Here is a 26,870-nt window from a genome sequence, read left to right as displayed (position 1 = left end):
GGCGACGCGCGTCAGCGAGGAGCTTCGGCCTCCTGCAGGGCGCCCAGCGCGGTACGGACCACGGCGCCCAGGGTCCTCGGTTCCCGCAGCATCGCACCGTCGGCCGACGGGGTCACCACCACCCAGCGAGCTTCCCCGCGCCGACGCATCCGGCCGATCTCGACGCTGCGCCCCGTGGGCAATGGGAGGAGCAGGGCCCCGCTCGGGCCGACCAGCAGGCGACGCTCGAGATCCGGGCGATGTTCCAGCAGGAGCGCACGGATCGTCTCCCGCTCCGCGTGGGCGGTGCCGCCCGAGGCGGGGTGGGCGAGGATCGAACCAGAGGAAGACATGCCCCCGAGAGTAGGAGTGGGGTGTGACAGTCCACGGAGACGCGATGAAGCCCCAGACGTCCCAGGCAGCGGTCAGCCGGCGGAGCCGAGATCGCCGAGGGCCCTCGCCCAGGTGGCCTCATGTCGCCGGACATGGTCGGCGACCCCGCGCCAATGGTCTCCGTGGCCCGAGGTGAACATCGCACCCCACGGCTCACGATCCTCCCGGTCGGCGTCGCGGAGCATCGCCCACATGGCCTCGGCACGGGCCGTCATCGCGCGTGGCAGTCGTGCCCGGAGGTCGGCGTCGGCGCCGTATCCGTCGACGAAGGCGGTCAGGCGTCGGGCTGCGGCGGCCGGTTCCTCCGCGACATCGTTCAGGGTGAAGGCCTGCGCGGAATACGCCAGATCCCACAGCCTGGTGCTCGGCGCGGCGCCATCCCAGTCGATGAACACCCACCGCTCGCCGAGGATCAGGTTCCACGGTGTGAGGTCCCCGTGGCAGATCAGGTCCGGTGAACCCTCCGGCACCGGGAGCAGCGCGTCCCACGGGGCCGGGGCCGACGGGGTGAAGCCCTCGCTCGCGTCGTGGAGCGAGCGGATCATCCGACCCACCCTCGCCAGCCCATCGAGGGCCAGGGGAGGGGCGTCGAGGGCAGGGGCGCCGGGCACGAACTCGAGGATCTGCCGACCCTGCTCGTCCCGGCCGTGGACGGCGGGCACGTCCACACCCGCCACGGCGACTCTGCGCATCAGCTCGTGCACGGCCGGTGTCGTCGGCCCCCAGGGCTTGCGCACCGTGTCCCCGACGCGCACCACGCCCGCAGTGGCGTTGCCGCCCTCGAGCGGTTGTTCGTCCACGATGCTCATCCGATGACCATGGTCTCGGCGCGTGATCCTGCAGCGCGTCGTCGAGACCCTCAGTCCCCGAGGATCGCGCCGGTCGAGGCGGACTTCACGAGCTTCACGTACTTGCCCAGCACGCCCTTGGTGAACTTCGGCGGCAGCGGCTCCCAGCCTTCGCGGCGCCGTGAGAGCTCCGCCTCGTCGACCAGCAGGTCCAGCGCTCCGGTGCTGACATCCAGCCGGATCCGGTCCCCGTCGCGCACGAAGGCGATCGGGCCGGCATCGACCGCCTCGGGGGCGATATGGCCGACGCACAGTCCCGTGGTGCCTCCGGAGAAGCGTCCGTCGGTCATCAGCAGCACGTCCTTCCCCAGGCCCGCGCCCTTGATCGCGCCGGTGATCGCGAGCATCTCGCGCATGCCGGGCCCGCCCTTGGGACCCTCGTAGCGGATCACGACCACGTCGCCGTGGGTGATGGTGCCGTCGTTCAGGGCGTCCAGCGCGTGCTTCTCGCGCTCGAACACGCGGGCGGTGCCCTCGAAGACGTCCTCCTCGAAGCCGGCGGACTTCACCACCGCCCCCTCGGGGGCGAGCGAGCCGTGCAGGATCGTGATCCCGCCGGTGGGTGCGATCGGCGCGGAAGCAGGGCGCAGCACCTTCCCGTCGGCCGGGCGGGGGGCGAGGACCTCGAGGTTCTCCGCGATTGTGGAACCGGTGACGGTGAGGCAGTCCCCATCCAGCAGGCCTTCGTCCAGCAGGGTCTTCATGACCACCTGGATCCCGCCCACGTGGTCGACGTCGCTCATCACGTAACGGCCGTAGGGCTTCAGATCCGCGAGGTGGGGGACCTTCGCGCCGATGCGGGCGAAGTCCTCGAGGGTGAGGTCGACGTCGGCCTCATGGGCGATCGCCAGCAGGTGCAGCACCGCATTGGTGGAGCCGCCGAAGGCCTGGACCACCGCGATCGCGTTCTCGAACGCGGGCTTGGTCATGATGTCGTGGCTGGTGATCCCCTGCCGGAGCATCTCCACCACGGCCTCGCCCGCGCGGCGGGCATCGGCATCGCGGCGGCGATCGGCCGACGGGGGTGTGGCCGAGCCCGGGATCGACATCCCGATCGCCTCGGCGGCCGTCGACATGGTGTTGGCCGTGTAGAAACCACCGCACGCGCCCTCACCCGGGCAGATCGAGCGTTCGATCCGGCCGACGTCCTCGCGGCTCATCAGTCCACGGGCGCAGGCGCCGACGGCCTCGAAGCCGTCGATGATGGTGACGTCCTTCTCCTCGCCGCTCTCGAAGGTGACGCGCCCGGGCATGATCGTGCCCGCGTAGACGAACACGCTGGCCAGGTCCAGGCGAGCAGCGGCCATCAGCATGCCGGGCAGGGACTTGTCGCAGCCGGCCAGCAGCACCGAGCCGTCGAGCCGTTCGGCGCTCATCACCGTCTCGACGCTGTCGGCGATGATGTCGCGGGAGACCAGCGAGTAGTGCATGCCGTCGTGCCCCATCGAGATGCCGTCGGAGACGGAGATGGTGCCGAACTGCAGGGGGTAGCCGCCGCCGGCGTGCACGCCGTCCTTCGCCGCCTGCGCGAGCCGGTCCAGCGACAGGTTGCAGGGAGTGATCTCGTTCCAGGAGCTCGCGATGCCGATCTGAGGCTTGTCCCAGTCCGCGTCCCCCATGCCCACCGCGCGGAGCATCCCGCGCGAGACGGTCGCGCCGAGCCCGTCGGTGACAGTGCGGCTGCGAGGCTTGATATCCGGGGCGGAGAACGTGGCGTCGGCGTCGGGGGAGGAAGTGTCTGCGGTGCTGAGGGCGTCGTCGGCGGTCATGGCCCGACTCTATGCCTGGTCCTCATACCGGGGAAACCCCGGCCGACTCAGCGGATCCGTGCGCCCTCGCCGATCCGGGTGTACCGGCTCAGCTGGGTGACGTGCTTCGGGGTGAGGTCGCTCAGGCTCGAGACCTGCAGCAGCTTCATGGTCCGCTCCACCTCCTCGGAGAGGATCTGGATCATCCGATCGACCCCTTCCCGGCCGCCGGCCATCAGGCCGTAGAGATAGGCCCGGCCGACCATCGTGAAGTCGGCGCCGAGGGCGATCGAGGCGACGATGTCGGCGCCGCTGCGGATCCCGGTGTCGAGGATGATCTCGAGGTCCTGGCCCACCTCGCGGGCCACCTCGGGCAGCAGATGGAAGGGCACCGGGGCACGGTCCAGCTGGCGCCCGCCGTGGTTGGACAGCACGATCGCGTCGACCCCGAGGTCGGCGAGCTTCTTCGCGTCCTCGAGGGTCTGGACCCCCTTGACGGCGAACTTCCCGGGCCACATCTCCCGGATCTGCGCGAGGTCCTCGTAGTCGATGCTGGGATCCATCGCGGAGTTCAGCAGCTCGCCGACGGTGCCGCCGGTCGCGCTGAGCGATGCGAACTCGAGCTTCGCGGTGGTCAGGAAGTCCCACCACCACCAGGGTCGCGGGATGGCGTTGACCACGGTGGACAGGCTCAGCTGCGGAGGGATCGAGAAGCCGTTGCGGGCATCGCGCAGGCGCGCCCCCGCCACCGGGGTGTCCACGGTGAAGAACAGCGTGTCGTAGCCGGCCTGCGCCGCCCGTTCCACCAGACCGTAGGAGATCTCCCGCTGCTTCATCACGTAGAGCTGGAACCAGTTGCGTCCCAGCGGGTTCTCGGCCTTGACGTCCTCGATCGAGGTGGTGCCGAGCGTGGAGAGGGTGAAAGGGATTCCGGCGGCACCGGCCGCGCCCGCCCCGGCGATCTCCCCCTCGGTCTGCATCAGCCGGGTGAACCCCGTGGGAGCGATGCCGAAGGGCTGGGCGGAGCTGCCGCCGAGAATCTGGGTGGTGGTGTCCACCTGGGAGACGTCGTGGAGGATCGAGGGATGGAACTCGACGTCCTCGAAGGCCTCGACGGAGCGGGCCATCGAGATCTCCCGCTCCGCGGCGCCATCGGTGTAGTCGAACGCCGCTGCGGGCGTGCGGTGCTTAGCGATCGTGCGCAGATCGTCGATCGACAGCGCGGAGCTGAGGCGACGGCGACGCGGGTCGAGGTCGAACTTCTTGAACCTCATGAGCTCGAGGAGCTCTGCGGGGCGGGGGACCTGACGCTTGACCATGGGGATTCTCCTTGGGGGTGGACGGTTGCTGTGGGAACGAGGACGGAGCTGGGTCAGAGGGTTGGGATCATCCACGACAGGACGGTGGACTGGAGGCCGACGAGCAGGCACAGGGCCAGGAGCATGCCGAGGCTCCACCAGATCACCTTGCGGAAGATGGCGGATTCCTGGCCGAGCAGCCCGACGGCGGTCGCGGCGATCGTGAGGTTCTGGGGGCTGATCATCTTGCCGACCACGCCGCCGGAGGTGTTCGCCGCGACCAGCAGGGCGGGATCCAGTCCGGCTTTCTCGGCCGCGGTCTGCTGCAGGGTCGCGAACAGGGCGTTCGCACTGGTGTCGGAGCCGGTGACCGCCGTGCCGAGCCAGCCGAGGATCGGGGAGAGGAAGGCGAAGGCCGCACCGGTGCCGGCGATCCAGGTGCCGATAGTGATCGTCTGCCCGGACAGGTTCATCACGTAGGCCAGGGCCAGTACCGAGGCGACGGTGAGGATCGAATAGCGGAGCTTGACGAGGTTTTTGAGGTAGACGTCCGCGGCGTCCCGGAGCGAGAGCTTGTAGACGATCGCGACGATGATGCCGGTGATCAGCAGCAGCGTGCCCGGGGAGGAGAGCCACTGGAAGGAGTAGACGGTGCTGCCGGCGATCTCGCCGTCGGCCGTGAACACCTTGCCGTCGAGTCCGGGCCAGGAGATCCTCAGGTCGGTGGAGGCGAGGAAGGAGCTGAGAAGCGGCACCAGCTTCGAGGCCGAGAAGATGACGATCACCAGGAGGTAGGGGAACAGCGCCATGACGACGCGCCCCGGGGTGAGCCGCACATCGGTGCGCGGGGTGGTGGCCAGGGCAACGCCCGCACCGCCGGCATCCACCGGGCCGGTGTCGGAGTCCTCCTGCTCGCGCTCGCCGCGCATCTTCTCCAGGGCGTCCCTGCCGCCCTCGGGCTTCCAGAACTGGAGCATGATCACGGCGGCGGCGAGACCGGCCAGCGAGGCGATGATGTCGGTGAGCTCGACCGAGATGAAGTTGGACGAGACGTACTGGCTGATCCCGAAGACGAGGCCGACCACGAGGGCGAGCGGCCATAGCTGTTTCACCCCGCGCTTCCCATCGACCAGGAAGACCAGGAACAGCGGGACGATGGCCGCGAAGAACGGGGTCTGGTGGCCGATGATGGCACCGATGTGCTCGTAGGGGATCCCGGTGAGGTTTCCAGCGGTGATGATCGGGATGGCGATCGCGCCGAAGGCGACCGGCGCGGTGTTGGCGATCAGCACCACCGTCGCTGCGCGCATCGCGGTGAAACCGATCGCCATGAGCATCACGCCGGTGATGGCGACGGGCGCCCCGAAGCCGGCGAGCGCTTCGAGCAGACCGCCGAAGCAGAACGCGATGATGATCGCCTGCACGCGCGGATCGTCGGAGATCGCGTCGATCACCAGGCGCAGGTCCTCGAAGCGGCCGCTGCGCACGGTCAGCTCATAGAGCCAGATCGCGTTCAGGACGATCCACATGATCGGGAACAGGCCGAAGGCGAGGCCCTCGGTCGCGGAGAGGGTGACCAGATCCACCGGCATGCCGTAGGCGACAGCCGCGACCAGCATCGCGACGCCGAGTGCGGCGAGGCCTGCCCAGTGGGCCTTCCAGCGCAGCACGCCGAGGGTGACGAAGATGGTGACCAGGGGGAGGAGCGCGACGAGCGAGGAGAGCAGCAGACTGCCGGCGAGCGGTGCGAGGTCTGGGGTGTACATGGGAGCCTCCGACACACATCAGCCGCGGTGCTGCACAGCATCGCCGTCGATGTCGTGCCTCGTGAGTCGGTGAGGAAAGGAATGGTAGACCGTCGTGTGGTCTGACCACACGACGGATACTAGGCTCTCGAGCGCCGGAGGACAAGACCCCGGTAGCCCTCGAGAGCCGGCTGTGCTAGAACGTGAGAATGGGCGACAACACGCATGACAATGAGGTCAGACCGCAGAGCGCCCGTTCAGGGACACCGGGAGCCGCGTGGAGGCCGGTCGCGCGCAGCAGCACGCACCGGCTGGTCATCGATGCGATCGAGGACCAGATCATGACCGGGGCGCTCGCCGTCGGCGACCCCCTGCCGCCCGAGCGCGAGCTCGCCTCCCGGCTGCAGGTCAGCCGCGCGGGGGTGCGTGAGGCGATCCGGGTGCTCGAGGCCTACGGGGTGCTGCGCTCCGAGGTGGGCTCCGGCCGGGGGGCGGGAACCTTCGTCTCCGCACTGCCGAGCGCCGCCCTGGAGCAGTTCCTGCGCCTCCATGTCGCGCTGTCGAACTTCCGTCTCCAGGAGGTCATCGAGACACGGATCCTGCTCGAAAGGGCCAGCGCCTCGCTCGCCGCCGAGCGCGCCAATGCCGAGGTGCTGGCCGAGCTCGAGCGACTGCTGGCGGTGATGGATGCGCCAGGCGTGAGCCGGGAGGACTTCAACGACGCCGATACCGCGTTCCACGTCGCGATCGCCCAGGCCGGCGGCAATGCGCTGTTCTCCGACATGACCGCGGCGATCCGTGCGTCGCTGCGGGCTCCGATCATGGAGGCGTTCACGAAGGTCGCGCAGTGGGAGGACATCGCGGGGATGCTGCGCGAGCAACATCATGCGATCTTCCAGGCGATCTCCCGCGGGCACGCCGAGGAGGCGGCGGAGCTCACCGCCGCGCACATCCGCGCCGCCTCGACCATGCTGCCGGACCTGCCCGCCGACTGACATCTATAGGAGCTCCCGCGGCTCGAACGCGCCCACGCCCCGTCGGCAGGACACGCCCCGTCGGCAGGGCGGGGCGTCGGCAGGGCGGGGCGTCGGGCGCTTCGCTCGGGAGGGCAGCTCCCCGAGGCGCTGCCCTCAGGCGCCGGGCACCTCGCGTTCATCCGGGCCGTCGTAGGCCGACAGCGGGCGGATCAGCGCGTTGGCCGCGCGCTGCTCCATCACATGCGCGGTCCAGCCCGTGACCCGTGCGGCGATGAACAGCGGCGTGAACAGCTCGGTGTCGAAGCCCATCAGATGATAGGTGGGGCCGGCGGGGTAGTCGAGATTGGGCTTGATGCCCTTGGCCTCGTCCATCGCATGCTCCAGCCCGTTGTACAAACCCAGGATCTCGGGACGGTCGAAGTGGGTGATCATCGCATCCATCGCCTGCTTCATCGTGGGGACGCGCGAATCTCCGTGCTTGTAGACGCGGTGCCCGAAGCCCATCACCTTCTTCTTCTGCGCCAGGGCGTCCTCCATCCACGCCTTGGCGCGGTCCTTGGCCTCGGTCTCGGACTCCTCGGGACGGATGCCGAGCTCGTCGAAGGTGTGCATCACCGCCTCATTGGCGCCGCCGTGCAAGGACCCCTTGAGCGCCCCGATCGCCCCGGTCACAGCCGAGTGCAGGTCCGACAGGGTCGAGGTGATGACGCGGGCGGTGAAGGTGGAGGCGTTGAAGGAGTGCTCGGCGTACAGGACCATCGAGATGCGGAAGGCATCGACCACCTCGGGGGCGGACTCCTCGCCGAAGGTCATCCACAGGAAGTTCTGCGAGTAGTCCAGCTCGTCGCGCTGCGGGATCGGATCCGTCGGCCCACCGACTCGCCGGCGCCGCTGCTCGTAGGCGATGACGGCAGGCAGCTGCGCGAACAGGCGCCTGGACTTCTCCAGCTCGGCGTCGGGGGAGGAGTCCTCTGCGGTGGGATCGAGCGCGCCGAGCACCGAGACGGCCGTGCGCACCGCATCCATCGGATGGCAGGTGGTGGGCAGTGAGTCCATCGCCGCCTTCACCTCGGGGGCGAGGGCCCGGTGGGTGCGCTCGTGGCGGGTGGCCTCGGCCAGCTCCTGCGCATCGGGCAGCTCGCCGGTCCACAGCAGGTGTGCGACCGCCTCGAAGGGCTGGGTCGCGGCCAGCTGCGGCACCGGGTAGCCGCGGTAGAGCAGCGAGTTGGTCTCGGGGTTGACCTTCGAGATGGCGGAGACGTCGGCGACGACCCCGTTCAGGCCCTTGCGGATCTCAGTGGTGCGGTCGTTCTCGCTCATGGCTCACTCCTGGGGATCGACGACGGTGTCTGGGGTGGTGGACGTGCGATGGGCGGCAGGGACCTCGAAGTCGAACACCGAGGCGTCGAAACGGTTGTACCCCTCATAGTCCACCAGTTCGTAGAGCCTGGCGCGAGTGAGCATCTCGGGAACGCGTGACTGCTGGGTGCCCTCGGCGAGGATCGACTCCAGCACCCGCTCGGCTGCACCCATCGCGGCGCGCAGCAGCGTGACGGGGTAGATCACCATCGCGACCCCGGTCGCGGCGAGCTGCTCGCGGGTGAACAGCTCGGACTTCCCGAACTCGGTCATATTCGCGAGCACCGGAACATCGAGCGCCGCACAGACCTGCTCGAACTCGCCCAGATCCTTCAGCGCCTCCGGGAAGATCGCCTCCGCCCCGGCATCGACCAGGGCCTTCATCCGGCCGATCGCGGCGTCGAGCCCGCCCGTCGCGCGCAGATCGGTGCGGGCCATGACCAGGAAGTTCGGATCTCGGCGGCCGTCCGCTGCGGCGCGGATCCGCTGGGTCGCGGTCTCCAGGTCCACCATGGCCTTGCCGTCGAGGTGGCCGCAGCGTTTGGGGTTGACCTGGTCCTCGATGTGGCAGCCGGCGAGCCCGGCGTCCTCGAGCTCCTGGATCGTGCGGGCCACGTTCATCGGCTCTCCGAAGCCGGTGTCGGCATCGATCAGACAGGGCAGGTCCGTGGAGCGGGCGATCTGCGCGCCGCGGGACGCGACCTCGCTCAGGGTCGTCAGGCCCACGTCCGGCAGACCCAGCTCGTTGGCGATCACCGCCCCCGAGATGTACACCCCGGGGAAGCCCTTCTCCTGGATGAGCTTCGCCGACAGCGGCGTGAACGCCCCGGGGAAGGGCTGCGCCGCGCCGGGCGTCAGCAGGGCGCGCAGGTCCTGCCGCTTCTGCGCGGGGGTCCTGGTGGAGGACAGCATCAGAACAGTCCCTTCGGTCCGGCCGACGCCTCGATCATGCCGGGGGCGGCCCGGATGTTCAGTCGACCCAGCTCCCCGGCGGGCAGCTGGGCGAGGTTCGCTGCGGCGTCGAGGAAACGCTCGATCTCGGCCGGCTCGACCAGGCCTTCGGCGAGGGTGCGGAACTTGCCGATGTACTGCTCACGAGCGAAGGGCCGGGCTCCCTGGGGGTGGGCGTCGGCGACGGCGATCTGATCCTCGATCACGGTGCCGTCGCTGAGGGTGATGACCACGGCGCCGCCGAAGGCCTTCTCGGTCAGGTCCAGCGAGTGGTACCGGCGGGTCCACTCCGCATCCTCCTCGGTGGTGACCTTGTGCCAGAGCGCCACGGTGTCGGGACGGGTGGCGCGCTCGGGGGCGTAGGAATCCACGTGATGCCACGCGCCGTCCTGCAGGGCGACGGTGAAGATGTAGGGGATCGAGTGGTCGAGGGTCTCCCGCGACGCCGTCGGATCGTACTTCTGCGGATCGTTCGCGCCGGAGCCGATCACGTAGTGGGTGTGGTGAGAGGTGCGGATCAGGATCGAGGCGACGTTCCCGGGATCGGTGGTCTCGGGATGCTCGCGGTGGAGCCTGCGGGCCAGGTCGATCCAGGCCTGCGCCTGGTACTCCGCCGAGTGCTCCTTGGTGTAGGTGTCCAGGATGGAGCGCTTGGCCTCGCCGGCCTCCGGCAGCGGCACCGTGTAGCGGGCTTCAGGGCCGTCCAGCAGCCAGGCGATCACTCCGTCCTCGCCCTCGTAGATCGGGACGGGGGAGGTCTGGCCGCGCATCGAGCGGTCCGCCGCCTCGACGGCGAGCTTCCCGGCGAAGGCGGGGGCGTGGGCCTTCCACGTGGAGATCTCGCCCTTGCGGGACTGACGGGTCGCGGTGGTGGTGTGCAGGGCCTGGCCGATGGCCTGGAACACGGTCTCGGTGTCCAGCCCCAGCAGGGTCCCGATCCCGGCGGCGGCCGACGGGCCGAGGTGCGCGACATGGTCGATCTTGTGCTTGTGCAGGCAGATCGCCCGCACCAGGTCGACCTGCAGCTCATAGCCCGTGGCGATGCCGCGGATCAGATCCCGGCCGGAGCGGCCGGTGTGCTCGGCGACGGCGAGGATCGGCGGGATGTTGTCCCCGGGGTGGGAGTAGTCCGCGGCGAGGAAGGTGTCGTGGTAGTCGAGCTCGCGCACGGCGACGCCGTTCGCCCAGGCGGCCCACTCGGGAGAAGTGGGCCGGGCGATGCCGAAGATGCTCGCACCTGAACCGCCGGTGGAGACCGGGTGGCTGAGCGCCTGGCTGCGCGCGGAGACGATCGGTGCCCGGTTCAGGGAGGCGATGGCGACCGAGGCGTTGTCGATGATCCGGTTGATGATCATCTCCTCGACGTCGGTGTCGACCTCGACCGGGTCGACGGCGACCTCCGCCATCTTCCAGGCCAGCTGGTCCTCACGGGGCAGGTTCTCGTCGGAGCGGTGGACGCGGACGGCGTGGTCTCTCATGCAGATCTCTCCTGGGAGGTCGAGGTGGGGTCGGTGGTGTCAGTGTTGATGGTGTCGGCGGTGTCGGCGGTGTCGGCGGTGCGGACTTCGGACTCTGGGCGGTCACCGTGCAGGTGGGCGAGGGCGTGGTGGAGATGGATGACGGTGGCGGCCGCGGCGAGCTCCGGATTCCCGGCGGCGATGGCATGAGCGATCGCGGCATGCTCCCGAGAGGAGGCGGCGAGCCTGGTGGGGGAGTTGCGGGCCAGGCGGCGCAAGCGTCCCAGATGCAGGCGCAGTCCGCGCAGGGATTCGGCCAGGTAGGAGTTGCCGGTGGCGCTGTCGAGCTCGGCGTCGAGCTCGGCGGTCAGGGCGTAGTAGCCGGTGGGGTCGGTGCCGGCGGCAAATTCCACGGTGGCTAGGTCGAAGCGGCCTGCGAGGCTGCGGAAAGTCTCGCGCAGTGCGGGGCCGTCGGCGGGGTGGGCGGTGTGCTCTGCGGCGCGCCGGCTGGCGAGGGTCTCCAAGGCGATGCGCAGATCGAACAACTTCGGGGCTTCGGCGAGTGAGACCGCGGTGACGACAACCCCACGCCCGGTCGCTGGTGCCGCCAGCCCATCGGCGACGAGCCTCGAGAGAGCCTCCCGCAATGGAGTGCGAGACAGGCCCAGGCGTACGGACTGCTCCACTTCACCGAGGACCGTGCCTGGCGTGAGGGCGCCGTCGATGATCTCTCCACGGAGGGCTCGGTAGGCCCGATCGCTGGCACGCATACCGCCAAGTGTATACAGAGACACGTGCTTTTCGGCTGGATCGGGGCCAATTCTCCGCTTCGCTCGTGCCGGTGTATACAGGGGCGCAGGGTGATCCAGGAAGGTCACAGCGCGCACGGGAGCGCGCCGGCTTGCTGTCTGGGGGCCGTCAGAGCTTGCGGTGAGTGGCGCCGGGATCCTTGGGACCTTCGGTGTTTGGGCTGCGTTCGGGGATCCAGGGGTCTTCGTCGTCCTCGACGGGGACGCCACCATTGACGAGACGGGATTCGAGGGATTTGGAATAGATGGGTACCGGGTTCGAGGCGATCTCGATGGTGCCGTCGATGTCCTGCCATTCACCGCCGTTGACGGAGAACTGCCCGGAGAAGGTGGTGGCGCTACTCAGGAGCGCTCAGGATCGCCATCAAGTCACCGAGATTGTGGATGACCGCGGAGTCCGAAGGCCTCGACGGTCTCGCCGGGATCGAGCACTGCGGCAGGGTGCGGTCCGGACTTCAGCCAGGCTGAACGCCACTGGGCGACTTCCGGCGAGGCGAGCGCGCCGCCGGTCAGCAGCACCATGTTCCCGTCGGCCGGAGTGCTCAGCAGCGAGGCGTGGGTCAAGGTCCACACTCCCGAGAGACCGGCGTCGGCGGAGGCGTCCTCGAGTTCACGCACCTGGGCGGCGAGGAACCGTTGGCCGGCATCGTCGCCGACATTGACCAGCAGCAGGCCATCCGCCTCGAGGTGCGAGAGAGCCTCGAGGTAGAAGTCCTTCGTGGCCAGATGCTCGGGGGACTCCTCGCCGGAGAACACATCCAGCACGATCGCGTCGAAGCGACGCCCTTCCATCAGGGCGAGCTGTTCGCGGGCGTCACCGATCACGACTTCGAGATCAGTTCCCTCCGGCAGTGGCAGGGCAGTGGTGACGAGCGTGGGCAGCTCCCGCTCGATCTCGATCACGAGCTGCGCGGATCCGGGACGGGTGGCCTGCACATAGCGCACCAGCGTCAGCGCCCCGCCACCGAGGTGCGCCACCCGCAGCGGCTTCCGCCACGGCCACGCCTCGTCGAGCACATTGGCCATCCGCCGCAGGTACTCGTGCACGATGTGCGTCGGATCCTCGAGGTCGACATGGGACTGCTCCACCCCGCCGATCTGCAGCGCCCAACCGCCGGAGACCTCGTCCTTGACGATCCACGCCGGCTGATCGGAGAAGCTCAGCTGGGCACTGCGCTGCGCGCCGGGAAGAAAATCACTGGTGGTCATGGAGCCATTGTCCGTGATGCGGCGGGCTCCCTCCCCAGCCTTCTTCGTGCTGCCCCGACAATGGAGCCATGCACACCCTCGAACTCGGCGACCGCTCCTTCCATCTCACCCGTGCGACCGGTGCCGAGCTGCCGGAGCTGGTCGCGCTGCTGGCGGACGACATGCTCGGCCGGGAGCGGGAGAGCGCAGCACTCGGACCCTATGAGCGGGCCTTCGCGCGTATCGACGGTGACGAGAACCAGCTCCTGCTCGCTGTGAGGGATGACGCCGGCACCATCGTCGCGACAATGCAGCTGACGCTGATCCCTTCGCTATCGCGCGGCGGAGCCATCCGGCTGCAGATCGAGGCGGTCAGGGTCGCCGCATCGACGCGGGGAAGCGGGCTCGGCACCGCCCTGTTCGGCTGGGCACACCGATGGGGTCGTGAGCAGGGGGCGCGGCTCGCGCAGCTGACCACGGATGCCGCCCGCACCGACGCCCACCGCTTCTACGACCGGCTCGGGTACGTGCCGAGCCATATGGGCTACAAGCTGCCCCTGTGACGCCGTCGGACCTGCCGCGGGTCAGCGACGCGGCCCCGAGTGCACGTGCACGTGGAGATGCTTCGAATCCTGATAGCTGCCGAGATTCGTGAGGACCGCGGCGGCCCCATGCTCGCGTTCCACCTCGCGCGCCACCTGCTGGACCACCCGGAGCAGGGCTCGCAGATCGTCCTCATCGGCCGCGCCCGCCGTGGTGAACGAGGCGATGTGCCGCCCCGGCACCACCACCACGTGCACCTGCCAGTACGGGCGGGTGTGGTGGAAGGCGGGAACGCGCTCATCGAGATGGATCACCTCGAGCGCACCGGGATCCGGGATCGCGACGTCGCAATAGAAGTCACTGCCGGTGTACGCGGGCGGCGGGGTCGGTGGCTCCATGGGCCCAGTATGTTCACCGCGTCATGTTCGCCGCCTCGCGACCTGAACGCTGCGCCCCGCTGCGGCGCCAGGGATCCGAGTGAGGGTCCGGTCGGGGGGATATTCGCAGAACCGGCGTGCCCCACGACGCCGGAGCCTAGGGTGGGCACATCCCGACGGCATGATGCAGGCGAGGAGGCTTCTGTGCCGATCTACGAGTTCCGCTGTGAGAGCGACCATGAGTACGAGCGCTCCGTGCCGATGAGCACCCGCGACCAGGACCTCACCTGTCCCCGCTGCGGAGCCTCCGCGCGCCGCCGGATCAGCGCCCCTCGGCTCGGCACCCTCGGCTCCGCGGCCGCGAAGCTGCTGGAGAGCACCGCCGCGAGCGCCCACGAGCCCGCCGTCGTCGACCGGGTCCCCGGCGCCCGGCGCACCCCGGGAGCCCGCACCACCCTGGACCCGCGCCACGCGCGGCTGCCGCGTCCCTGAGACCGGCACTGGACCTGGCGGGTCCATGCAGAGGGCCCGTCGCTGTGGAAGGAGAAGCATGCCCCAGAACGTGTTCCCTCTCGACTCCGCGAAGCCCTTCACCGAGCAGAAGATCCTCGGCCACAATCGCTGGCATCCGGACATCCCACCGGCTGTCAGCGTCAACCCCGGGGATGTCTTCCGCGTCGACTGCCGCGAGTGGTTCGACGGCTACATCAAGAACGACGACTCCGCCGAGGACATCGCCTCGGCGCCCCTGCACACCGTCCACACCCTGTCCGGGCCGTTCCGCATCGAGGGCGCCAAGCCCGGCGACCTGCTGGTCGTCGACATCCTCGACGTCGGCCCCATCCCTCAGGAGGACTCCGGCCCCCTGGCCGGTCAGGGCTGGGGCTACACCGGCATCTTCGCCAAGCGCAACGGCGGCAGCTTCCTCACCGATGAGTTCCCCGACGCCTACAAGGCCGTCTGGGACTTCCGCGGTGATCGGACCACCTCCCGCCATGTGCCCGGGGTCGAGTTCACCGGGATGATCCACCCCGGTCTGATGGGCACCGCCCCCTCGCCCGAGCTGCTGAAGGCCTGGAACATCCGCGAAGGGGCCCTGATCGCCACCGAACCGGATCGTGTCCCCGCCCTCGCCCTGCCGCCGGAGCCGCACGGCGCGATCCTCGGCGGGGTGGGCGAGGCCGACCGTGACCGAGTGGCGGGGGAGGGAGCCCGCACCGCCCCGCCGCGCGAGAACGGCGGCAACCAGGACATCAAGAACCTCACCAAGGGCACCCGGATCTTCTATCCGGTGTTCGTGGACGGGGCGAACTTCTCCGTGGGCGATCTGCACTTCTCCCAGGGGGACGGCGAGATCACCTTCTGCGGCGGCATCGAGATGGGCGGCTTCCTCGACCTCCATGTCGATGTCATCAAGGGCGGGATGGAGAAGTACAACGTCTCCGAGAACGCGATCTTCATGCCCGGTGACACCGCGCCGCAGCACAGCCGGTGGCTCTCTTTCTCGGGCACCTCGGTGACCCTCGACGGTGAGCAGCGCTATCTCGATTCGCACCTCGCCTACCAACGGGCCTGCCTGCACGCGATCGACTATCTCTCGACCTTCGGCTGGTCGAAGGAGCAGGCCTACCTGCTGCTCGGGGCGGCGCCCATCGAGGGCCGATTCTCGGGAGTGGTCGACATTCCGAACGCCTGCGCCACGGTGTACCTGCCGCTGGACATCTTCGACATCGACATCCGCCCTGGTGCGGGCGACATGCCGAAGATCGATCCGGGGATCGGCGCGCCGCGCGCGAGTGTGGGATGAGCTGAACGGGCTCGGCCCTCGGCCCCGCGACGCACGGCGTCGCGGGGCCTCACCCTGACCGAGGAGGATCGCCATGAGCGAGATGGCTGCAGATCCCGTCCTGCTCCTGCTCAACGGAGCCCCCGGCAGCGGCAAGTCCACGGTCGCGGCCCGGTTGGTCGCACAGCGGCCGCTCGCTCTCGCGCTCGAGATCGATGCGCTCAAGCACTCCCTCGGCGGCTGGGACCGGGACCTGCAGGCCTCCGGGCTGCAGGCTCGACGCCTCGCCCTCGCCCTCGCGCGGCGGCACCTGGAGGACGGTCACGACGTGGTGATCGGTCAGTACCTCGCCCGCCCCGCCTTCGCCCAGCAGCTCGAGGACCTTGCCGCGCACTGCAGCGCCCGCTTCGTCGAGGCCGTGCTGCTGCTCGATGCCGAAGCGCTCGCGCAGCGGCTCACGGCACGCAGGCACGCACCCGACAGGCCCGAGCAGGCCGCCAACGATCGTTTCGTCGGCCCCGAGGACGCCCCCGCACTCGTCGCCTCGATCGACCAGGTGCTCACGGCCCGGCCAGGTTTCCGGCGGATCGACGCCGCGCGCCCGATCGACAGGATCGTCGACGAACTCAGCGCGCTCCTGACGCATACCCTGGAACCTGGACCCCCTGGAGAGGATGCGACATGACGAGCACGACCGAAGAGAACGCGGACCTCGCCGCCGAGATCACGGCGCTGCGCGAGGAGCTGACCGCGCTCGCCGATCCCCGGGCCCTCGAGGTCAACCGCCGCCGCGGCGATGACCATGCCGTGAATCTCGGCAAGCTCCGCGCGATCGCGAAGCGGCTGAAGGCCCGGCCCGATCTCGCCCGTGCGCTGTGGCGGGAACCGGCCGAGGATTCGGCTCCGAAGCTGCTCGCGATCCTCCTGTCCCGTCCGTCCCAGTACAGCCAGGACGAGCTCGACCAGATGCTGCGCGGCGCCGGGACGCCGAAGGTCCGCGACTGGCTGCTGAGCAACCTCGTGAAGAAGTCCCGTCACAAGGAGGCTCTGCGAGTGGCCTGGTTCGATGACGCGGATCCCGCGGTCGCGAGCGCTGGCTGGGTGCTGACCAGCGAGCGCGTGCTGAAGAAGCCCGAGGGCATCGACCAGGTCGCGCTGCTGGAGCAGATCGAGGCCGAGATGAAAGCGGCCCCGGACCCGCTGCAGTGGGCGATGAACGACACCCTCGCCCAGATCGGGATCACCAACCCCGCGCTGCGCGAGCGCGCCCGCGGCATCGGGGAACGTCTGGAGGTGCTCAAGGGCTACCCGACGCCCCCGAACTGCACCTCCCCATACGCGCCCGTCTGGATCGACGAGATGGTGCGCCGCGCAGAGGCCGGCTGAGCGGGCTGTCACCGCTGCCTCGGTCCGATGCGGGCACTGCCGCTGCGGTCAGCGCGAGGACGGCCCGGAGGAAGGGAAATCGGTCCGCCATGAGGTCTCACCGAGGTCCTCGCTCCGCGAGGTCCACTCAGCCTCCTCGACCTCCTCCCACGGCTCGTCGAGCACGAGGCCTTCACGGCTGAGCGCGCCGTCCTTGTCCCGATACAGCTGGGCATCGAGCAGGTCGTTCCTTCGCTTCCACACCCTGGTGCGCAGGTGCACCGGCACCAGGATCAGCGCCACCGGGATCGCGTAGGCGATCACGACGGGCACGGCCTCCTTCACGTCCGACCACGACGCGAGGACCGCCACGGTGAAGTACCCGCACAGCGCCCACTTCAGGCATGCTCCCAGGAACCACCAGCTCGACCAGATGCCGTACAGGGGTGAGCGGACCGGTATGCCGGAGCGCAGCGCGACTCCCTCCTCCTGGGCGATGCGCAGCACGGCCCGGCCGTGCGTCCTCGCCCGCCAGTGCACCGAGACGATGAACAACAGATACAGCGGCACCAGCGCCGTCGGCGCCAGCAGCAGGAGCTCGATGGCGGGCAGGACACCGAACCTCTCGGGGGCGAACAGCGACAGTTCGTTCGCCGACCCGAAAGCGGTCCACGCCCGGACAAGAAAAGCACCGGCCCCTGCGAGGACGAGCAGGAACAGCGCGGTCGACACGGCGAGGGACGCGCGGAGGCCAGGAATGCTCTGGGTCTTCTCCGCCTCGTTGAAGCGCTTGCGCCGGGACTCATGGGCGTCGGCGTCCTGGTCCCAGTAGGGCAGCGTACGCAGGGCGAGGAATCGGTCCGCCGCCGCATCCTCGGTCTGCGCGTCCAGGAGCGTGAAGGACTCGGGCCGGTATCTGCGCAGGAAGTGCAGCGCGTCGGCGCGAGCGGTGGGCTTCTCGATGGCATGCAGGACGGGATCGGAGGCACTCACGCCCCGAGCCTAGATCGCGAGCCCGGAACTTCCATCATCCGTGGTCCGGACCGCCCGTGAAGAAGATGCTGCAGGAAGATAGACGAGCGCCTCGCCCGGAGCTGCAGCGACCCCGACAACCTAGACGACCTCGAGGACCTCCACGAGAAGTGCCTTGTGGTCGCTGCCGGTGACAGTCTCGTACTGCGGCACATCACCGAGCACCCCGCCGGAGACCAGCGCGTGATCGATGCGGGCGAACGACGGGATCCATGTGCCCGTGGGCCAGGTGGGATGCCATCCCGTTCCCTCGCCCTGTCGCCTCGCTGCGAGGTCGTGCAGGTCGCCGTCGGCGGTCAGCTCCCGCATCGTGTGGTGCTGGTCGATCGCGTTGAAGTCGCCGACCAGCAGCAGGTTCTCCCCGAGGTACGGCTCGGAGAGATCCTTGACCGCCGCGCCGTCGTGAGCCCAGGCGTCGGTGCCCATCTGCGGCGGCGCCGTGTGGATCACGCCGAGGTGCCAGTCCGTGCCCTCGACGGTGGTGGTCGCGATCAGGTTCTCGAACGCCGTGCCCTCGGCCCGGGCGACGCGCTCGACCGGCGTGCGGGACAGGAGCATCGTGCCGCTCGCGTCGGTGTCGGACGTGCCGACCTGATGCGGGAACTCCTCCAGCACACCGACCGCCGCGAGCTCCTCCTCGAACCCGGGTGTGTACTCCTGCAGCGCGAGCACATCGACGTCGGCGGTGATCAGCTCGGAGACCTCGTCGATGTCGGCCCGACCGAACTGCAGATTCAGCGAGAGCACCGTGAGGGTGCTGCCGACTGCGAGGGGGATGTCCGACCTCTCCTCCTGTGGCAGCAGCGGCCAGGCGAAGACTGTCATCGCGGCGATCAGGACGGCGGCACCGAGCAGCCGCCACCGGGCCCGCAGCACCAGCAGCAGCCCCAGGCAGCCGACGAGCACCGGGATCCAGAGCAGCGGCATGAAGGACGAGATCGCGATGACGTGGTGATGCCAGGTGTGCAGCTCGGTGACGAGCCGCAGGATCAGGAGCACTGCCGAGGCGAGCACCCCCGCCACCAGCAGCACCCACCCCAGGACCGATACCCCCGTACGCCTCATGCGGCGGAGTCTACGGGGACGGGGTGCTGCCCGGACGTGCGCCGAAGGACCCGGGATCCACCGGGCGCCGGGCCCGCGGCAGGCCCTCCACCACGAGCAGATACGACTCGGTCACCAGCTCCCGGACCAGCTCGGCATCGAGCTCCCCGCCTGGTTCGAGGGTGATCCAGTGCCGCTTGTTCATGTGATAGCCCGGCGTGATGTCCGAGTGGGCCTGCCGCAGCGCCTCGGAGTCCCGAGGATCCGCCTTGAGGACCACGATCCGCTCCCCGCGCACCTCGGTGAGCAGCAGGAACATCCTGCCGACGACCTTCGCCACGTCGTACTCGGGCCCGAAGGGGTGCGTCACCACAGCGGCGGGAAGTTCCTCGGCGCGGGTGCGGGCGATCTCCTGCAGGGCGTCACCGTCCAAGGCGCTGCTCCTTCTCGGTCCCGTTCTCCGTCTCGGTTGCGCGCCTGCTGCCGGGCTGTCCCCGTCGGGTCACCCGGCTGACAGCCCCGACCAGGTCCTGCAATCCGGGGTCCTCGAGGGGGAAGTGGCCGCATTCGCGCAGCATGACGAGTTCGGCCGGTGCGGCGATCCGGCTGAGCCAGCGTGTGCTGATCTCCACCGGTGTCCAGGTGTCCTTCGCCGGGTGGGCGAGAGTCACCGGGGTGGTCATCCGCTCCGGCGGGGTGTGACGGTAGGTGAGGTACGACGTGAGGAATCCGAGCGGGATCGTCGCGCCTCCTCCCCGAGGGTCGGTGGCGCACAGCCGCGACAGACCGGGGTCGCGACTCATCTTCGACAGAGCGGCGACCCAGGACATCGGGATGTGCCGTCCGGCGAAGCGCTGGGGGAGAAGCCGTGCCAGCGGTCCACCGAGCACGCCGAGGGGGCCGAAACGGGTGATGACGGCCCGCGCACGGGGGTCGCGCGGATCCAGCAGGGACGTGGTGACCACTGCTGCGGCGCGGCCGGTGCGGGCGGCGACCTCATAGGCGAGCATGCCGCCGATGCTGGCTCCCAGCAGCACGAGAGGTCGACCGTCATTTTCGGAGGCGACGACGTCGCACAGCAGGGAGACCCAGTCCTGGTAGCGGACCGCGCTCGGATCCGGTGACCTCGTCCCACCATAGAGTGGCAGGTCCACGGCGGCCAGCTCCACGTCGTGTTCGGGCAGGAGTGAGGCGATCGGCCAGAGCGCCGCACTGTGGCCCCCGGCCCCATGGATGAGCAGTACCCGCACGGGAGCATCGGGATTCCGGCGACGCCGCACATGGACGTCGTGCCCGCGCCAGCTCCACCACGTGCTCGCAGGCGTCAGGTCGACGCGATCCCGCCAGGACGCGGGGAGGAAGGCGGCATAGTCGGCGACGCCGGGGGAGAGCATGTCGTCACCGTACTGTCCGCGGCGCTACCGCGCTGCGTTGTGCGGCAGGCGTGACGGAAGCAGGCGCGAAGTTGTAGGTTCTCGCGCGATCTGTCAGAAGTGCGGCGCTGTGACCTGCGGTGCGAGACATTGGCAAGCTGCCCAAACTCTCGCCAAGTTGTCAGATTCCTCAGCGCCACAGCTCATGTGGCACTTATCGGCGCATCAGTCCCAGATGTTGCTGTGTGGTCAGAGCTCCGTCGCCTGCGCCGAGTTCAGTCGGCGTACCGGTAATACGAGAAGCGAGACCGTGACGAGGGCGAAGATAGCCCAGAGCGCGGTTCTCGCGTTAGTGGCCTGCATGACGAAGCCGAGTATGGGAATGAGGGCGGGGCCGGCGCCCATCGTCGCGATGCCCCAGGCTGCGCTACTTCGGGACATGAGGTGATCCGGGGTGAGCTCCATTCGTAAAGCTCCCATGGCCGAGTTGGTGATGGAGGAGAAGAAGAGCACGCCGGTGAAAGCGAGCAGGAGCATGACAAATCCGCTGATTCCTGGCTGGGCAAGCGGATAGAGCAGATACCAGGGAGTACGGAGAATGCTGGACCACCAGACGGTCGGGCCGAGCCGCCAGCGACGAGCGATCCGTCCGGTCACCCAGGCGCCGATGAGCCCGCCCAATGAGGGCAGGCCCATCAGCAGCCCGTACTGCACCTCGGTGAACTGCAGGTCCTGGATGTAGAAGACTTGAGTGATGGGGGTCAACGCTGCCACGGCGCCGGCGAAGATGAGCCACGACAGGAACAGCCTGCGCAGCATCGGCTCGCGCAGAAGGAAGTGCGCCCCGGCTATCGCTTCACGACCTCGGCGGGAGCTCTTACCACGTGCTGGAGCGGGACCTTCCGGACGTGGAATTCCACGAACGAGAGCCGCGCTCAGGATGAATGCCGCGGCATTGCCCAGTAGAAGGACTGCGGGTGACGAGACCCCTGCGATTAAACCTGCGACGACGGGGCCGAGGATCAGCGACGTCCAGTTCGCAGCTTGCAGCTTGCCCAGTGCGTCCGCTCGGTGTTCGGGGTCGAGAAGGGACTTGGTGTGCGCCGAACTGGCGCTGCTGAACAGGATCTGCATCGCGGCGTTCAGACCCAGGGCGACGAACATCCAGGCGACGTGCAAGCTACCCGTCAGGAGCAGCATCGCGATCACGGTGAACATCGTGGCGCGGACCAGGGCCGCACCGATCATTAGGGGGCGCTTACGGCGGAACTCGGCGATATAACCGGCGGGGAAGGCTGCGACGAGGAGCACGACGGCACTGGATGTGGCCAGGAGCGCCACGGTCGCTTCATTCATCCCGAGCTCGTTGATGGCGATCAGTGGGATCGCCACAGATCCCAGGGAGGAACCGGTCTGAGCCAGGATGGTGGCACCCCAGAGCCAGCGGAAGGCCGGATCGCTGAACGCATCTCCTGAAGTTGCTCGTGCGCTCACTAAACTCCCCGCGTTGAAGTTCGCCCCGATCAGGCCTCGTCGAGGTTACACGCTCCGTCGAGCACTGCGGGGAGATTTCTGTCGATCGTGCAAAGTCGCAGGGGACAGATCGATCCCTGCGAGCAAACCCCCTGGGTAACAGGTGCTGTAGCGGCTTTGGAACGGCAGTTCTGGCAGAGTCGGGCGGTCTGGGATCGGGGTCAAGCTGTTGAGATCGTTGTAGAGAGTGGCCGTCGGGCCTGCCCAGCGGTCGGCGGTGCCTGGGTCGAGGGCTCCGGGCTGTCCGGTTGACCGGGTGAGGGACGTGCGCGCGGCGATAGCGCGGGCTCCTTCGCGGGGCTGCTGGTCGAGAAGGCTAAGCACGGTGTTGGCGAGGACGTGGGGGAGCGGGTTGAGGGTGATGATCGCCCCGTCTGGTGGGGTGGGCTGGTAGGTGAAGTCTCCGCTTCAAGGTGGCTTCCAGCTCAGGGGTCTACCGAGCAGCAGAGGACTGGAGCGGTCGAGAATCTGAAACGCTGTCTCGAAGAGCTCCATCTGCTTGTCGTCGAGCTCGTGGCGTTCCTGTCTCCAGTGGGCGTGCTGGTCGGCGAGGATGGCGAGGGGGTTTGGTGCGAAGAGTGCGTCGCCGCCGGTGAAGAGCTCCCAGAAGCGCCGCTGGACCGCGAGGGCGGGCAGTCGCTGGTCGGGGTCAGCCGTGACCAGGACCCGTTCGAGGAGAAGGAGGTCGTCGGCGAGGATGCGGCGGTGGCGGTAGTTCGGCCACGGCGGGTGCGCCTGAAGATGTTCGAGGAGCTCGTCGAGCTGGGCCAGGAGGGTCGGCCAGGTGCCGTGGGCGCGTCGGGTGCGGATGCGCCGGGCGAGGGCGGAGTGGAAGGTGCGGGGGAGACCGAGGTCGAGGGTGAGGTGGGACCAGGGGCGGGTAGTGCCGAGGTGGGCGATTAGCAGGGAGATTTCGGCGCGGACGATCGGATCGGAGTCATCGAGGCCGGGTAGCGTGCCGGGCCAGATCACCTGGGGGACGCGGGTGAGGGGGAGCGGGAGCCCGGGCGAAGTGTGTTCGGGCAGCAGCAGGTGATGCACGGAGGCGCGTGGTGTCTTCGCTGGCAGCGGGTAGCGAGGGTGGGTGGCGCCGGTGCGGAAGGCGAGTTGGCTGGTCGCGGTCAGGTGTTCGCGGTGGCGGCCGAGTTGCAGCGCCCCGAGCAGTGGATTCTTCGCCGAGCTCGTCGCCGCGTTCAGTGTGATGGGGGCCTGGCGGTCGGTGGGCAGCACCAGTTCTTGGAGACGGTCCCCAGCTTCGCCGGGATCGGTGGTCTCGAGAACGAGGAGGGTGTCGGCCAGTCCCAAGGCGATCTCGCCGGTGGGTTCGGACAGGTCGAGGAAGCGGGTGCCGCGATCGTGGAGGGCTGCGGTCAGGAGTTCGACCATGGCGTCGAACCCGATCTGGCGAGTGATCGTGATCCCGCAGAGATCGATGGGGTCGTCGGGATCAATCGTGAGGTCGAGGAGCAGCCGTTGCGCCCGGGACTGCTCGCTCGTGGCGGTCGCAGCAGGTGTGGTGCGTAGGTCGTGGCCGCACCAGGGCCGCACGCGGCGCCCGGTCCCGGACATCGCGGAGGTGCGGGCGGTGCAGCGCCAGAGCTTGAGCGGCTCGCTGAGCCAGGCGGGGCTGGTGTAGGGCACGGCCTGGCAGGCGGGGCAGCGGTCGAGCAGCAGCAGGTCATGTTTGGGGCAGACGGCCAGCAGCGGGTTCGTCCAATCCTTGTCCCAGCTGGGTGTCTCGACGGCGAGGCAGGTCGGACAGAAGCGACTGGATGTTCCGGTGGTCGAGGTGTTGGGGTGCTGGTAGATGCGGGCGTAAGAGTCCAGGGCGTGTCCGAGCGGGGTGGGGTCTCGCAGTAGTCGGCGTTCGTCGGCGGACAGGCCGAGCCGGGTGGTGAAGGCGTTCCTGGGGGAGGTGATCCGGGTGGTGGCGGCGCGGGTGGAGGAGATCTGTCGGCTGGCGCCGCCGGCGCGCAGGACGTTGCGGGGGCTGATCTGGTAGCGCACAGCGGCACGGCGCAGCCATGAGACCGCGGATTCTCCCGGGAGCGGGGTGATGTGGATGGGCGGAGTGTCGAGGTCGTAGCCGCCGGGGATTAACCGCGGGCGCGGCCGCGAGTCTGGGGGTGGGTCAGGCGGTGCCGGCGCTGAGTTCGGCTGCATTGTCGATCGTGACCTGGGTGATGAGCTCGCGGGTGATGGTCTCGGTGCCGGTTGCGATGGCCAGGTGGCAGACCCGGTCCAGCAGGTTCGTCAGCGAGCCGATGCAGCCCTGGGTGCGCATGGCCAGCAGTTTCGCGTGGTCGGTCAGCATTCCGGGGTGGGCGTCGGCGAGGATCACGTGTGCTTCCAGGGCGGCCAGCAGCGCGCTCCAGGCCCGGGCCCCGGAGGTGGTGGCGTGGGTGAACGGTGCGACCTCGCAGCGGGTCGCGCGGCGGGAGGTCTGGGCGTAGACGGCGTCTTCGCCGAGTAGGCCTTCGTCGAAGAACTTCTTCTCTCGTAGCCGCACCCCGACGTACATGAAGGTCACGGGCATCTCGTTGGCGAGGCCCTTGAGGTGGTTGGAGACCTCGTGGCCGTGGCGGTGTTTGAAGTCGATGAAGTGCAGGTCATCGATGATGATCAGCTGGGTGCGGCAGGCCTGGACGCAGTCGACGGCCAGCGATCCGAGTTCGGCGCGGGTGGATCGGGTCGCGGCCGGGTGCCCGTAGAACCGCAGCAACTTCTGGTTCAGTCCCTTGAGCGTGGTGCCGGCGCTGAGTGGCAGGTAGACCACCGGCAGGCGCTGCTGACCCTCCGGGGTGCGCGGGCCGTACCGGCGCAGGATCTTGCGGTGGAGGTCGCGGGCGTAGCGGGTGGCGATGGTGGTCTTGCCCAGTGCCGGGGCGGCATAGATCACTACCGCCCCGCGCAGTCGGTCACTGTCGCGCCGGTTGGAGGCCATCACCTGATCCATCACGCCGTAGGCACGGGCGAGATGAGCGGTATGCACAGTCGTGGGGTTCGCGTTCCAGACGGCGCGGGCGTCGTTGTAGTCCTCCCGCTCCGCGATGCCGAGCCGGCCGATCTCAGCTTGGAACAGTCGCTCCAGGGGCGTGCGTGGCGCGGCATGGACGAACGCGTCCCAGCCCTGCTTGGTCGCCAGGTTGTACCGGGCCGGCTCGTTCTCCCGCAGTCACACCGCCCACCGATTCCCGGGCCCGATCATTCGTCGAACACCTCGAACGCGCCCTGGTCGGGATGCTCGGCCCAGAACTGTTCGAATACGTCGAGATCGTCCGTGACCTGGGCCTTGTTTCGGCGGTGCTCGAGACGGGCAACCAGATCGATCACTCCCGACGGGTCGTCGGCAGCCGGCGCGGCGCGGTCTGTGCCGGACACGGTGGCGAGGCGGCGGGCGAGGTTCTTCTCGCGACGGTTGGTGACCGCGCCTTTGCTGTAGCGGTCCAGCAAGTCGTCGAGCGCGGCGCCGGCATCGACGTGCCGGTCGGCGCTCTGGCTGAGCTTGCGGGTGTAGGCGGCGGCTTCGGCGCTCAGCGGGGCGTCCAGGCCTGGGGCGTGTTCCCACTCCAGGTCGTGCCAGGTCCGGGTGTCGGGGTCCTGGAAGTAGACGGTGCGCACGTCGTCGCGGTCGATCATGATCGGCCACTTGCTCGCGTGCGCGCCTCCGTAGGGTGACCGGGTGCCGCGGTGGAGGTTGAGCCCGGGCCCGTCATAACGGCGGCCGTCGATCTCGACGCCGTAGTGCTGGATCGAGCGCCAGGCGACATCCAGGAACTCCATCCGCAGATCATCGCTGGCCGGCAGTCGCAGTAGCCCGGCGGTGGCCATGCCGCGGGCGAACATCTCCGCCGGGGACAGCTCCACTTTCGGCAGCAGCGGATCGCTCAGGCCCTGGTGCGGGGTGTGGTGGTAGATCCCCACCCATTCGCGGAGGATCGCCTCGAGCTCGGGTACGTAGTAGAACGCCTGGTCCTCGATGCTCTTGCCGCGGGAGTAGATGTCCGGGCCCTTGTAGGCGGCCAGGTGCTCGAGCAGCTGCTGGCGCAGGGTACGGAAGAACCGCTCGATGGTGGGTTTGTCCGTCGGCTTGTGGGGGATCGCGGGCTGGATGTTGATCCCCAGTCGATGGCACACCGCCCTGGTGCGCTGAGAGAGATAGGCCTTCCCGTGATCGACCACGATCGTGTCCGGCAACGCACCGGTCTCCTGCGCCAGAAGAAAGTCCGGCACCCCGACGTACGGCGCCGGAACCTCTTCGCTGGACGGCGGGCCCCAGGTCTGTGGGGTGACCACCTGGAACATTACCGCCGCGACGTCCTGCGCGGTGGTAGAGATCGGACGCGAGGGTGTTTCATTAGCTGTGTAAGGGTCCGGTCTCGAACCGAGGTGTGACCTGCTGGCTCGCCTCTGAATAGGACCGAATACATGACCGATATTGCTGATGCCCAGAACCCGCTTGCTGGGGTGCTGAGCGCCGACCAGATCGACGCCCTCGTCAACGCTGCGGAGGACCTCGGAGAGGGCCGCCACGGGGTCGAGGAGCTGCTCTCGCGGATGACCCAGGCCGTGCTGGAACGAGCCCTGGAGACCGAGATCAGCGACCACCTCGGCTACGAGACCGGTGACCCTGCCGGCGCCGGAACGGGCAACTCCCGCAATGGCAAGACCACCAAGTCCGTCCATACCCTCCAGGGACCGGTGCAGCTCACTGTCCCCAGGGACCGCAACGGGTCGTTCGAGCCCGTGATCGTGCCGAAGCGGGCCCGCCGGCTGGGGAAGGTCGAGGACATGATTCTCTCGCTGTATGCCCGCGGAATGACTACCCGCGACATCGGCTCCCACCTCGAGGAGATCTACGGCTCGAAGGTCTCCGCCGCGACGATCTCCAGAGTCACCGACGTGGTCGCTGACGAGGTCGCCCAGTGGCAGTCCCGCCCGTTGGAAACGGTCTACCCGATCGTCTATATCGACGCGATCTGGCTCAAGATCCGCGACGGCGGGGTCGTGACCAACAAGGCCTGCCACGTGGCTGTCGGCGTGGATATGGAGGGCCGCAAGCAGG

Annotated in this window: 26 protein-coding genes; 7 read left to right on the top strand and 19 right to left on the bottom strand. The window is 68.8% G+C overall.

Annotated elements, in window-relative coordinates:
* Window positions 1-11: 11 nt before the first annotated feature.
* The 5 genes from Q0937_RS16660 to Q0937_RS16640 form a co-directional block, all read right to left on the bottom strand.
* On the bottom strand, window positions 12-332 hold the full coding sequence (locus tag Q0937_RS16660; protein ID WP_299305954.1) for a hypothetical protein: 321 nt from the start codon (window positions 330-332) through the stop codon (window positions 12-14).
* Window positions 333-404: 72 nt separating this feature from the next.
* Complete coding sequence (locus tag Q0937_RS16655) at window positions 405-1,181, bottom strand: phosphotransferase (protein ID WP_299305953.1); 777 nt, start codon at window positions 1,179-1,181, stop codon at window positions 405-407.
* A 50-nt stretch (window positions 1,182-1,231) separates the two neighbouring features.
* Complete coding sequence (ilvD, locus tag Q0937_RS16650) at window positions 1,232-2,989, bottom strand: dihydroxy-acid dehydratase (protein WP_299305951.1); 1,758 nt, start codon at window positions 2,987-2,989, stop codon at window positions 1,232-1,234.
* 47 nt (window positions 2,990-3,036) lie between these two features.
* Window positions 3,037-4,287 carry an alpha-hydroxy acid oxidase gene (locus Q0937_RS16645; protein WP_299305949.1) on the bottom strand — a complete coding sequence of 417 codons (1,251 nt, stop codon included), beginning with the start codon at window positions 4,285-4,287 and terminating at the stop codon, window positions 3,037-3,039.
* Window positions 4,288-4,340: 53 nt separating this feature from the next.
* Window positions 4,341-6,032 (bottom strand): L-lactate permease, encoded by a 1,692-nt coding sequence (locus tag Q0937_RS16640; protein WP_299305947.1) that lies wholly within the window; start codon window positions 6,030-6,032, stop codon window positions 4,341-4,343.
* Between the two features lie 188 nt (window positions 6,033-6,220).
* Between Q0937_RS16640 and Q0937_RS16635 the strand changes: the two genes are divergently transcribed.
* On the top strand, window positions 6,221-7,006 hold the full coding sequence (locus Q0937_RS16635) for a FadR/GntR family transcriptional regulator (RefSeq protein WP_299305945.1): 786 nt from the start codon (window positions 6,221-6,223) through the stop codon (window positions 7,004-7,006).
* 135 nt (window positions 7,007-7,141) lie between these two features.
* Here Q0937_RS16635 and Q0937_RS16630 read toward each other — a convergent pair whose 3' ends face one another.
* The 5 genes from Q0937_RS16630 to Q0937_RS16610 form a co-directional block, all read right to left on the bottom strand.
* The gene (locus tag Q0937_RS16630; protein ID WP_299305943.1) at window positions 7,142-8,308 is read right to left on the bottom strand and encodes a bifunctional 2-methylcitrate synthase/citrate synthase; all 1,167 of its coding nucleotides are present in this window, start codon (window positions 8,306-8,308) and stop codon (window positions 7,142-7,144) included.
* 3 nt (window positions 8,309-8,311) lie between these two features.
* A complete protein-coding gene (gene prpB / locus Q0937_RS16625; RefSeq protein WP_299305941.1) occupies window positions 8,312-9,259 on the bottom strand; it encodes a methylisocitrate lyase in 948 nt (315 codons plus the stop codon).
* Entirely contained in the window at window positions 9,259-10,776 is a 1,518-nt protein-coding gene (locus Q0937_RS16620; RefSeq protein WP_299305939.1) for an MmgE/PrpD family protein, read from the bottom strand. The genes prpB and Q0937_RS16620 overlap by 1 nt, the downstream gene beginning before the upstream one ends.
* On the bottom strand, window positions 10,773-11,525 hold the full coding sequence (locus Q0937_RS16615) for a GntR family transcriptional regulator (RefSeq protein ID WP_299305938.1): 753 nt from the start codon (window positions 11,523-11,525) through the stop codon (window positions 10,773-10,775). Before Q0937_RS16615 ends, Q0937_RS16620 begins: the two co-directional genes overlap by 4 nt.
* A gap of 408 nt (window positions 11,526-11,933) precedes the next feature.
* On the bottom strand, window positions 11,934-12,773 hold the full coding sequence (locus tag Q0937_RS16610) for a spermidine synthase (protein ID WP_299305936.1): 840 nt from the start codon (window positions 12,771-12,773) through the stop codon (window positions 11,934-11,936).
* A 68-nt stretch (window positions 12,774-12,841) separates the two neighbouring features.
* Between Q0937_RS16610 and Q0937_RS16605 the strand changes: the two genes are divergently transcribed.
* Complete coding sequence (locus Q0937_RS16605; protein WP_299305934.1) at window positions 12,842-13,315, top strand: GNAT family N-acetyltransferase; 474 nt, start codon at window positions 12,842-12,844, stop codon at window positions 13,313-13,315.
* 21 nt (window positions 13,316-13,336) lie between these two features.
* Here Q0937_RS16605 and Q0937_RS16600 read toward each other — a convergent pair whose 3' ends face one another.
* Window positions 13,337-13,693: an HIT family protein gene (locus tag Q0937_RS16600; protein ID WP_299305932.1), complete on the bottom strand. Its 357-nt coding sequence runs from the start codon at window positions 13,691-13,693 to the stop codon at window positions 13,337-13,339.
* Between the two features lie 183 nt (window positions 13,694-13,876).
* On the opposite strand from Q0937_RS16600, the gene Q0937_RS16595 reads away from it, so the two are divergent.
* The 4 genes from Q0937_RS16595 (at window position 13,877) to Q0937_RS16580 (ending at window position 16,844) form a co-directional block, all read left to right on the top strand.
* A complete protein-coding gene (locus tag Q0937_RS16595; RefSeq protein WP_299305930.1) occupies window positions 13,877-14,164 on the top strand; it encodes a zinc ribbon domain-containing protein in 288 nt (95 codons plus the stop codon).
* 58 nt (window positions 14,165-14,222) lie between these two features.
* Complete coding sequence (fmdA, locus tag Q0937_RS16590; protein ID WP_299305928.1) at window positions 14,223-15,479, top strand: formamidase; 1,257 nt, start codon at window positions 14,223-14,225, stop codon at window positions 15,477-15,479.
* 73 nt (window positions 15,480-15,552) lie between these two features.
* Entirely contained in the window at window positions 15,553-16,143 is a 591-nt protein-coding gene (locus Q0937_RS16585) for an AAA family ATPase (RefSeq protein ID WP_299305926.1), read from the top strand.
* Window positions 16,140-16,844, top strand: coding sequence for a DNA alkylation repair protein (locus Q0937_RS16580; RefSeq protein ID WP_299305924.1), 705 nt, complete (start codon window positions 16,140-16,142; stop codon window positions 16,842-16,844). The genes Q0937_RS16585 and Q0937_RS16580 overlap by 4 nt, the downstream gene beginning before the upstream one ends.
* A gap of 48 nt (window positions 16,845-16,892) precedes the next feature.
* On the opposite strand, the gene Q0937_RS16575 is transcribed toward Q0937_RS16580, so the two are convergent.
* The 8 genes from Q0937_RS16575 to Q0937_RS16540 form a co-directional block, all read right to left on the bottom strand.
* Window positions 16,893-17,816, bottom strand: a complete 924-nt coding sequence (locus Q0937_RS16575; RefSeq protein WP_299305922.1) for a hypothetical protein — start codon at window positions 17,814-17,816, stop codon at window positions 16,893-16,895.
* A gap of 120 nt (window positions 17,817-17,936) precedes the next feature.
* Window positions 17,937-18,920, bottom strand: coding sequence for an endonuclease/exonuclease/phosphatase family protein (locus Q0937_RS16570; protein ID WP_299305921.1), 984 nt, complete (start codon window positions 18,918-18,920; stop codon window positions 17,937-17,939).
* Window positions 18,921-18,930: 10 nt separating this feature from the next.
* Window positions 18,931-19,332 (bottom strand): MmcQ/YjbR family DNA-binding protein, encoded by a 402-nt coding sequence (locus tag Q0937_RS16565; RefSeq protein WP_299305920.1) that lies wholly within the window; start codon window positions 19,330-19,332, stop codon window positions 18,931-18,933.
* Window positions 19,322-20,293 (bottom strand): alpha/beta hydrolase, encoded by a 972-nt coding sequence (locus tag Q0937_RS16560; protein WP_299305919.1) that lies wholly within the window; start codon window positions 20,291-20,293, stop codon window positions 19,322-19,324. The genes Q0937_RS16565 and Q0937_RS16560 overlap by 11 nt, the downstream gene beginning before the upstream one ends.
* A gap of 228 nt (window positions 20,294-20,521) precedes the next feature.
* Entirely contained in the window at window positions 20,522-21,766 is a 1,245-nt protein-coding gene (locus Q0937_RS16555; protein ID WP_299305917.1) for an MFS transporter, read from the bottom strand.
* 447 nt (window positions 21,767-22,213) lie between these two features.
* On the bottom strand, window positions 22,214-23,968 hold the full coding sequence (locus tag Q0937_RS16550) for a TniQ family protein (RefSeq protein WP_299305916.1): 1,755 nt from the start codon (window positions 23,966-23,968) through the stop codon (window positions 22,214-22,216).
* Window positions 23,937-24,797, bottom strand: a complete 861-nt coding sequence (locus Q0937_RS16545) for an AAA family ATPase (protein WP_299305914.1) — start codon at window positions 24,795-24,797, stop codon at window positions 23,937-23,939. Before Q0937_RS16545 ends, Q0937_RS16550 begins: the two co-directional genes overlap by 32 nt.
* Window positions 24,798-25,009: 212 nt before the next feature.
* Window positions 25,010-26,101, bottom strand: a complete 1,092-nt coding sequence (locus tag Q0937_RS16540; RefSeq protein WP_299305912.1) for a hypothetical protein — start codon at window positions 26,099-26,101, stop codon at window positions 25,010-25,012.
* A 132-nt stretch (window positions 26,102-26,233) separates the two neighbouring features.
* Here Q0937_RS16540 and Q0937_RS16535 point away from each other — a divergent pair.
* On the top strand, window positions 26,234-26,870 hold a 637-nt coding region (locus Q0937_RS16535), incomplete at its 3' end, for a transposase (RefSeq protein WP_299305910.1).

This window comes from uncultured Brachybacterium sp. (genome assembly GCF_947500705.1).
Lineage (GTDB): Bacteria > Actinomycetota > Actinomycetes > Actinomycetales > Dermabacteraceae > Brachybacterium.
This window is presented reverse-complemented; position numbering and strand designations above follow the sequence as displayed.

Bases quoted from the DNA above. Each gene is read 5' to 3' on its own strand.
- Q0937_RS16660 (WP_299305954.1), bottom strand. From the start codon at position 332: ATGTCTTCCTCTGGTTCGATCCTCGCCCACCCCGCCTCGGGCGGCACC.
- Q0937_RS16655 (WP_299305953.1), bottom strand. From the start codon at position 1,181: ATGAGCATCGTGGACGAACAACCGCTCGAGGGCGGCAACGCCACTGCG.
- ilvD (WP_299305951.1), bottom strand. From the start codon at position 2,989: ATGACCGCCGACGACGCCCTCAGCACCGCAGACACTTCCTCCCCCGAC.
- Q0937_RS16645 (WP_299305949.1), bottom strand. From the start codon at position 4,287: ATGGTCAAGCGTCAGGTCCCCCGCCCCGCAGAGCTCCTCGAGCTCATG.
- Q0937_RS16640 (WP_299305947.1), bottom strand. From the start codon at position 6,032: ATGTACACCCCAGACCTCGCACCGCTCGCCGGCAGTCTGCTGCTCTCC.
- Q0937_RS16635 (WP_299305945.1), top strand. From the start codon at position 6,221: ATGGGCGACAACACGCATGACAATGAGGTCAGACCGCAGAGCGCCCGT.
- Q0937_RS16630 (WP_299305943.1), bottom strand. From the start codon at position 8,308: ATGAGCGAGAACGACCGCACCACTGAGATCCGCAAGGGCCTGAACGGG.
- prpB (WP_299305941.1), bottom strand. From the start codon at position 9,259: ATGCTGTCCTCCACCAGGACCCCCGCGCAGAAGCGGCAGGACCTGCGC.
- Q0937_RS16620 (WP_299305939.1), bottom strand. From the start codon at position 10,776: ATGAGAGACCACGCCGTCCGCGTCCACCGCTCCGACGAGAACCTGCCC.
- Q0937_RS16615 (WP_299305938.1), bottom strand. From the start codon at position 11,525: ATGCGTGCCAGCGATCGGGCCTACCGAGCCCTCCGTGGAGAGATCATC.
- Q0937_RS16610 (WP_299305936.1), bottom strand. From the start codon at position 12,773: ATGACCACCAGTGATTTTCTTCCCGGCGCGCAGCGCAGTGCCCAGCTG.
- Q0937_RS16605 (WP_299305934.1), top strand. From the start codon at position 12,842: ATGCACACCCTCGAACTCGGCGACCGCTCCTTCCATCTCACCCGTGCG.
- Q0937_RS16600 (WP_299305932.1), bottom strand. From the start codon at position 13,693: ATGGAGCCACCGACCCCGCCGCCCGCGTACACCGGCAGTGACTTCTAT.
- fmdA (WP_299305928.1), top strand. From the start codon at position 14,223: ATGCCCCAGAACGTGTTCCCTCTCGACTCCGCGAAGCCCTTCACCGAG.
- Q0937_RS16585 (WP_299305926.1), top strand. From the start codon at position 15,553: ATGAGCGAGATGGCTGCAGATCCCGTCCTGCTCCTGCTCAACGGAGCC.
- Q0937_RS16580 (WP_299305924.1), top strand. From the start codon at position 16,140: ATGACGAGCACGACCGAAGAGAACGCGGACCTCGCCGCCGAGATCACG.
- Q0937_RS16570 (WP_299305921.1), bottom strand. From the start codon at position 18,920: ATGAGGCGTACGGGGGTATCGGTCCTGGGGTGGGTGCTGCTGGTGGCG.
- Q0937_RS16560 (WP_299305919.1), bottom strand. From the start codon at position 20,293: ATGCTCTCCCCCGGCGTCGCCGACTATGCCGCCTTCCTCCCCGCGTCC.
- Q0937_RS16550 (WP_299305916.1), bottom strand. From the start codon at position 23,968: ATGCAGCCGAACTCAGCGCCGGCACCGCCTGACCCACCCCCAGACTCG.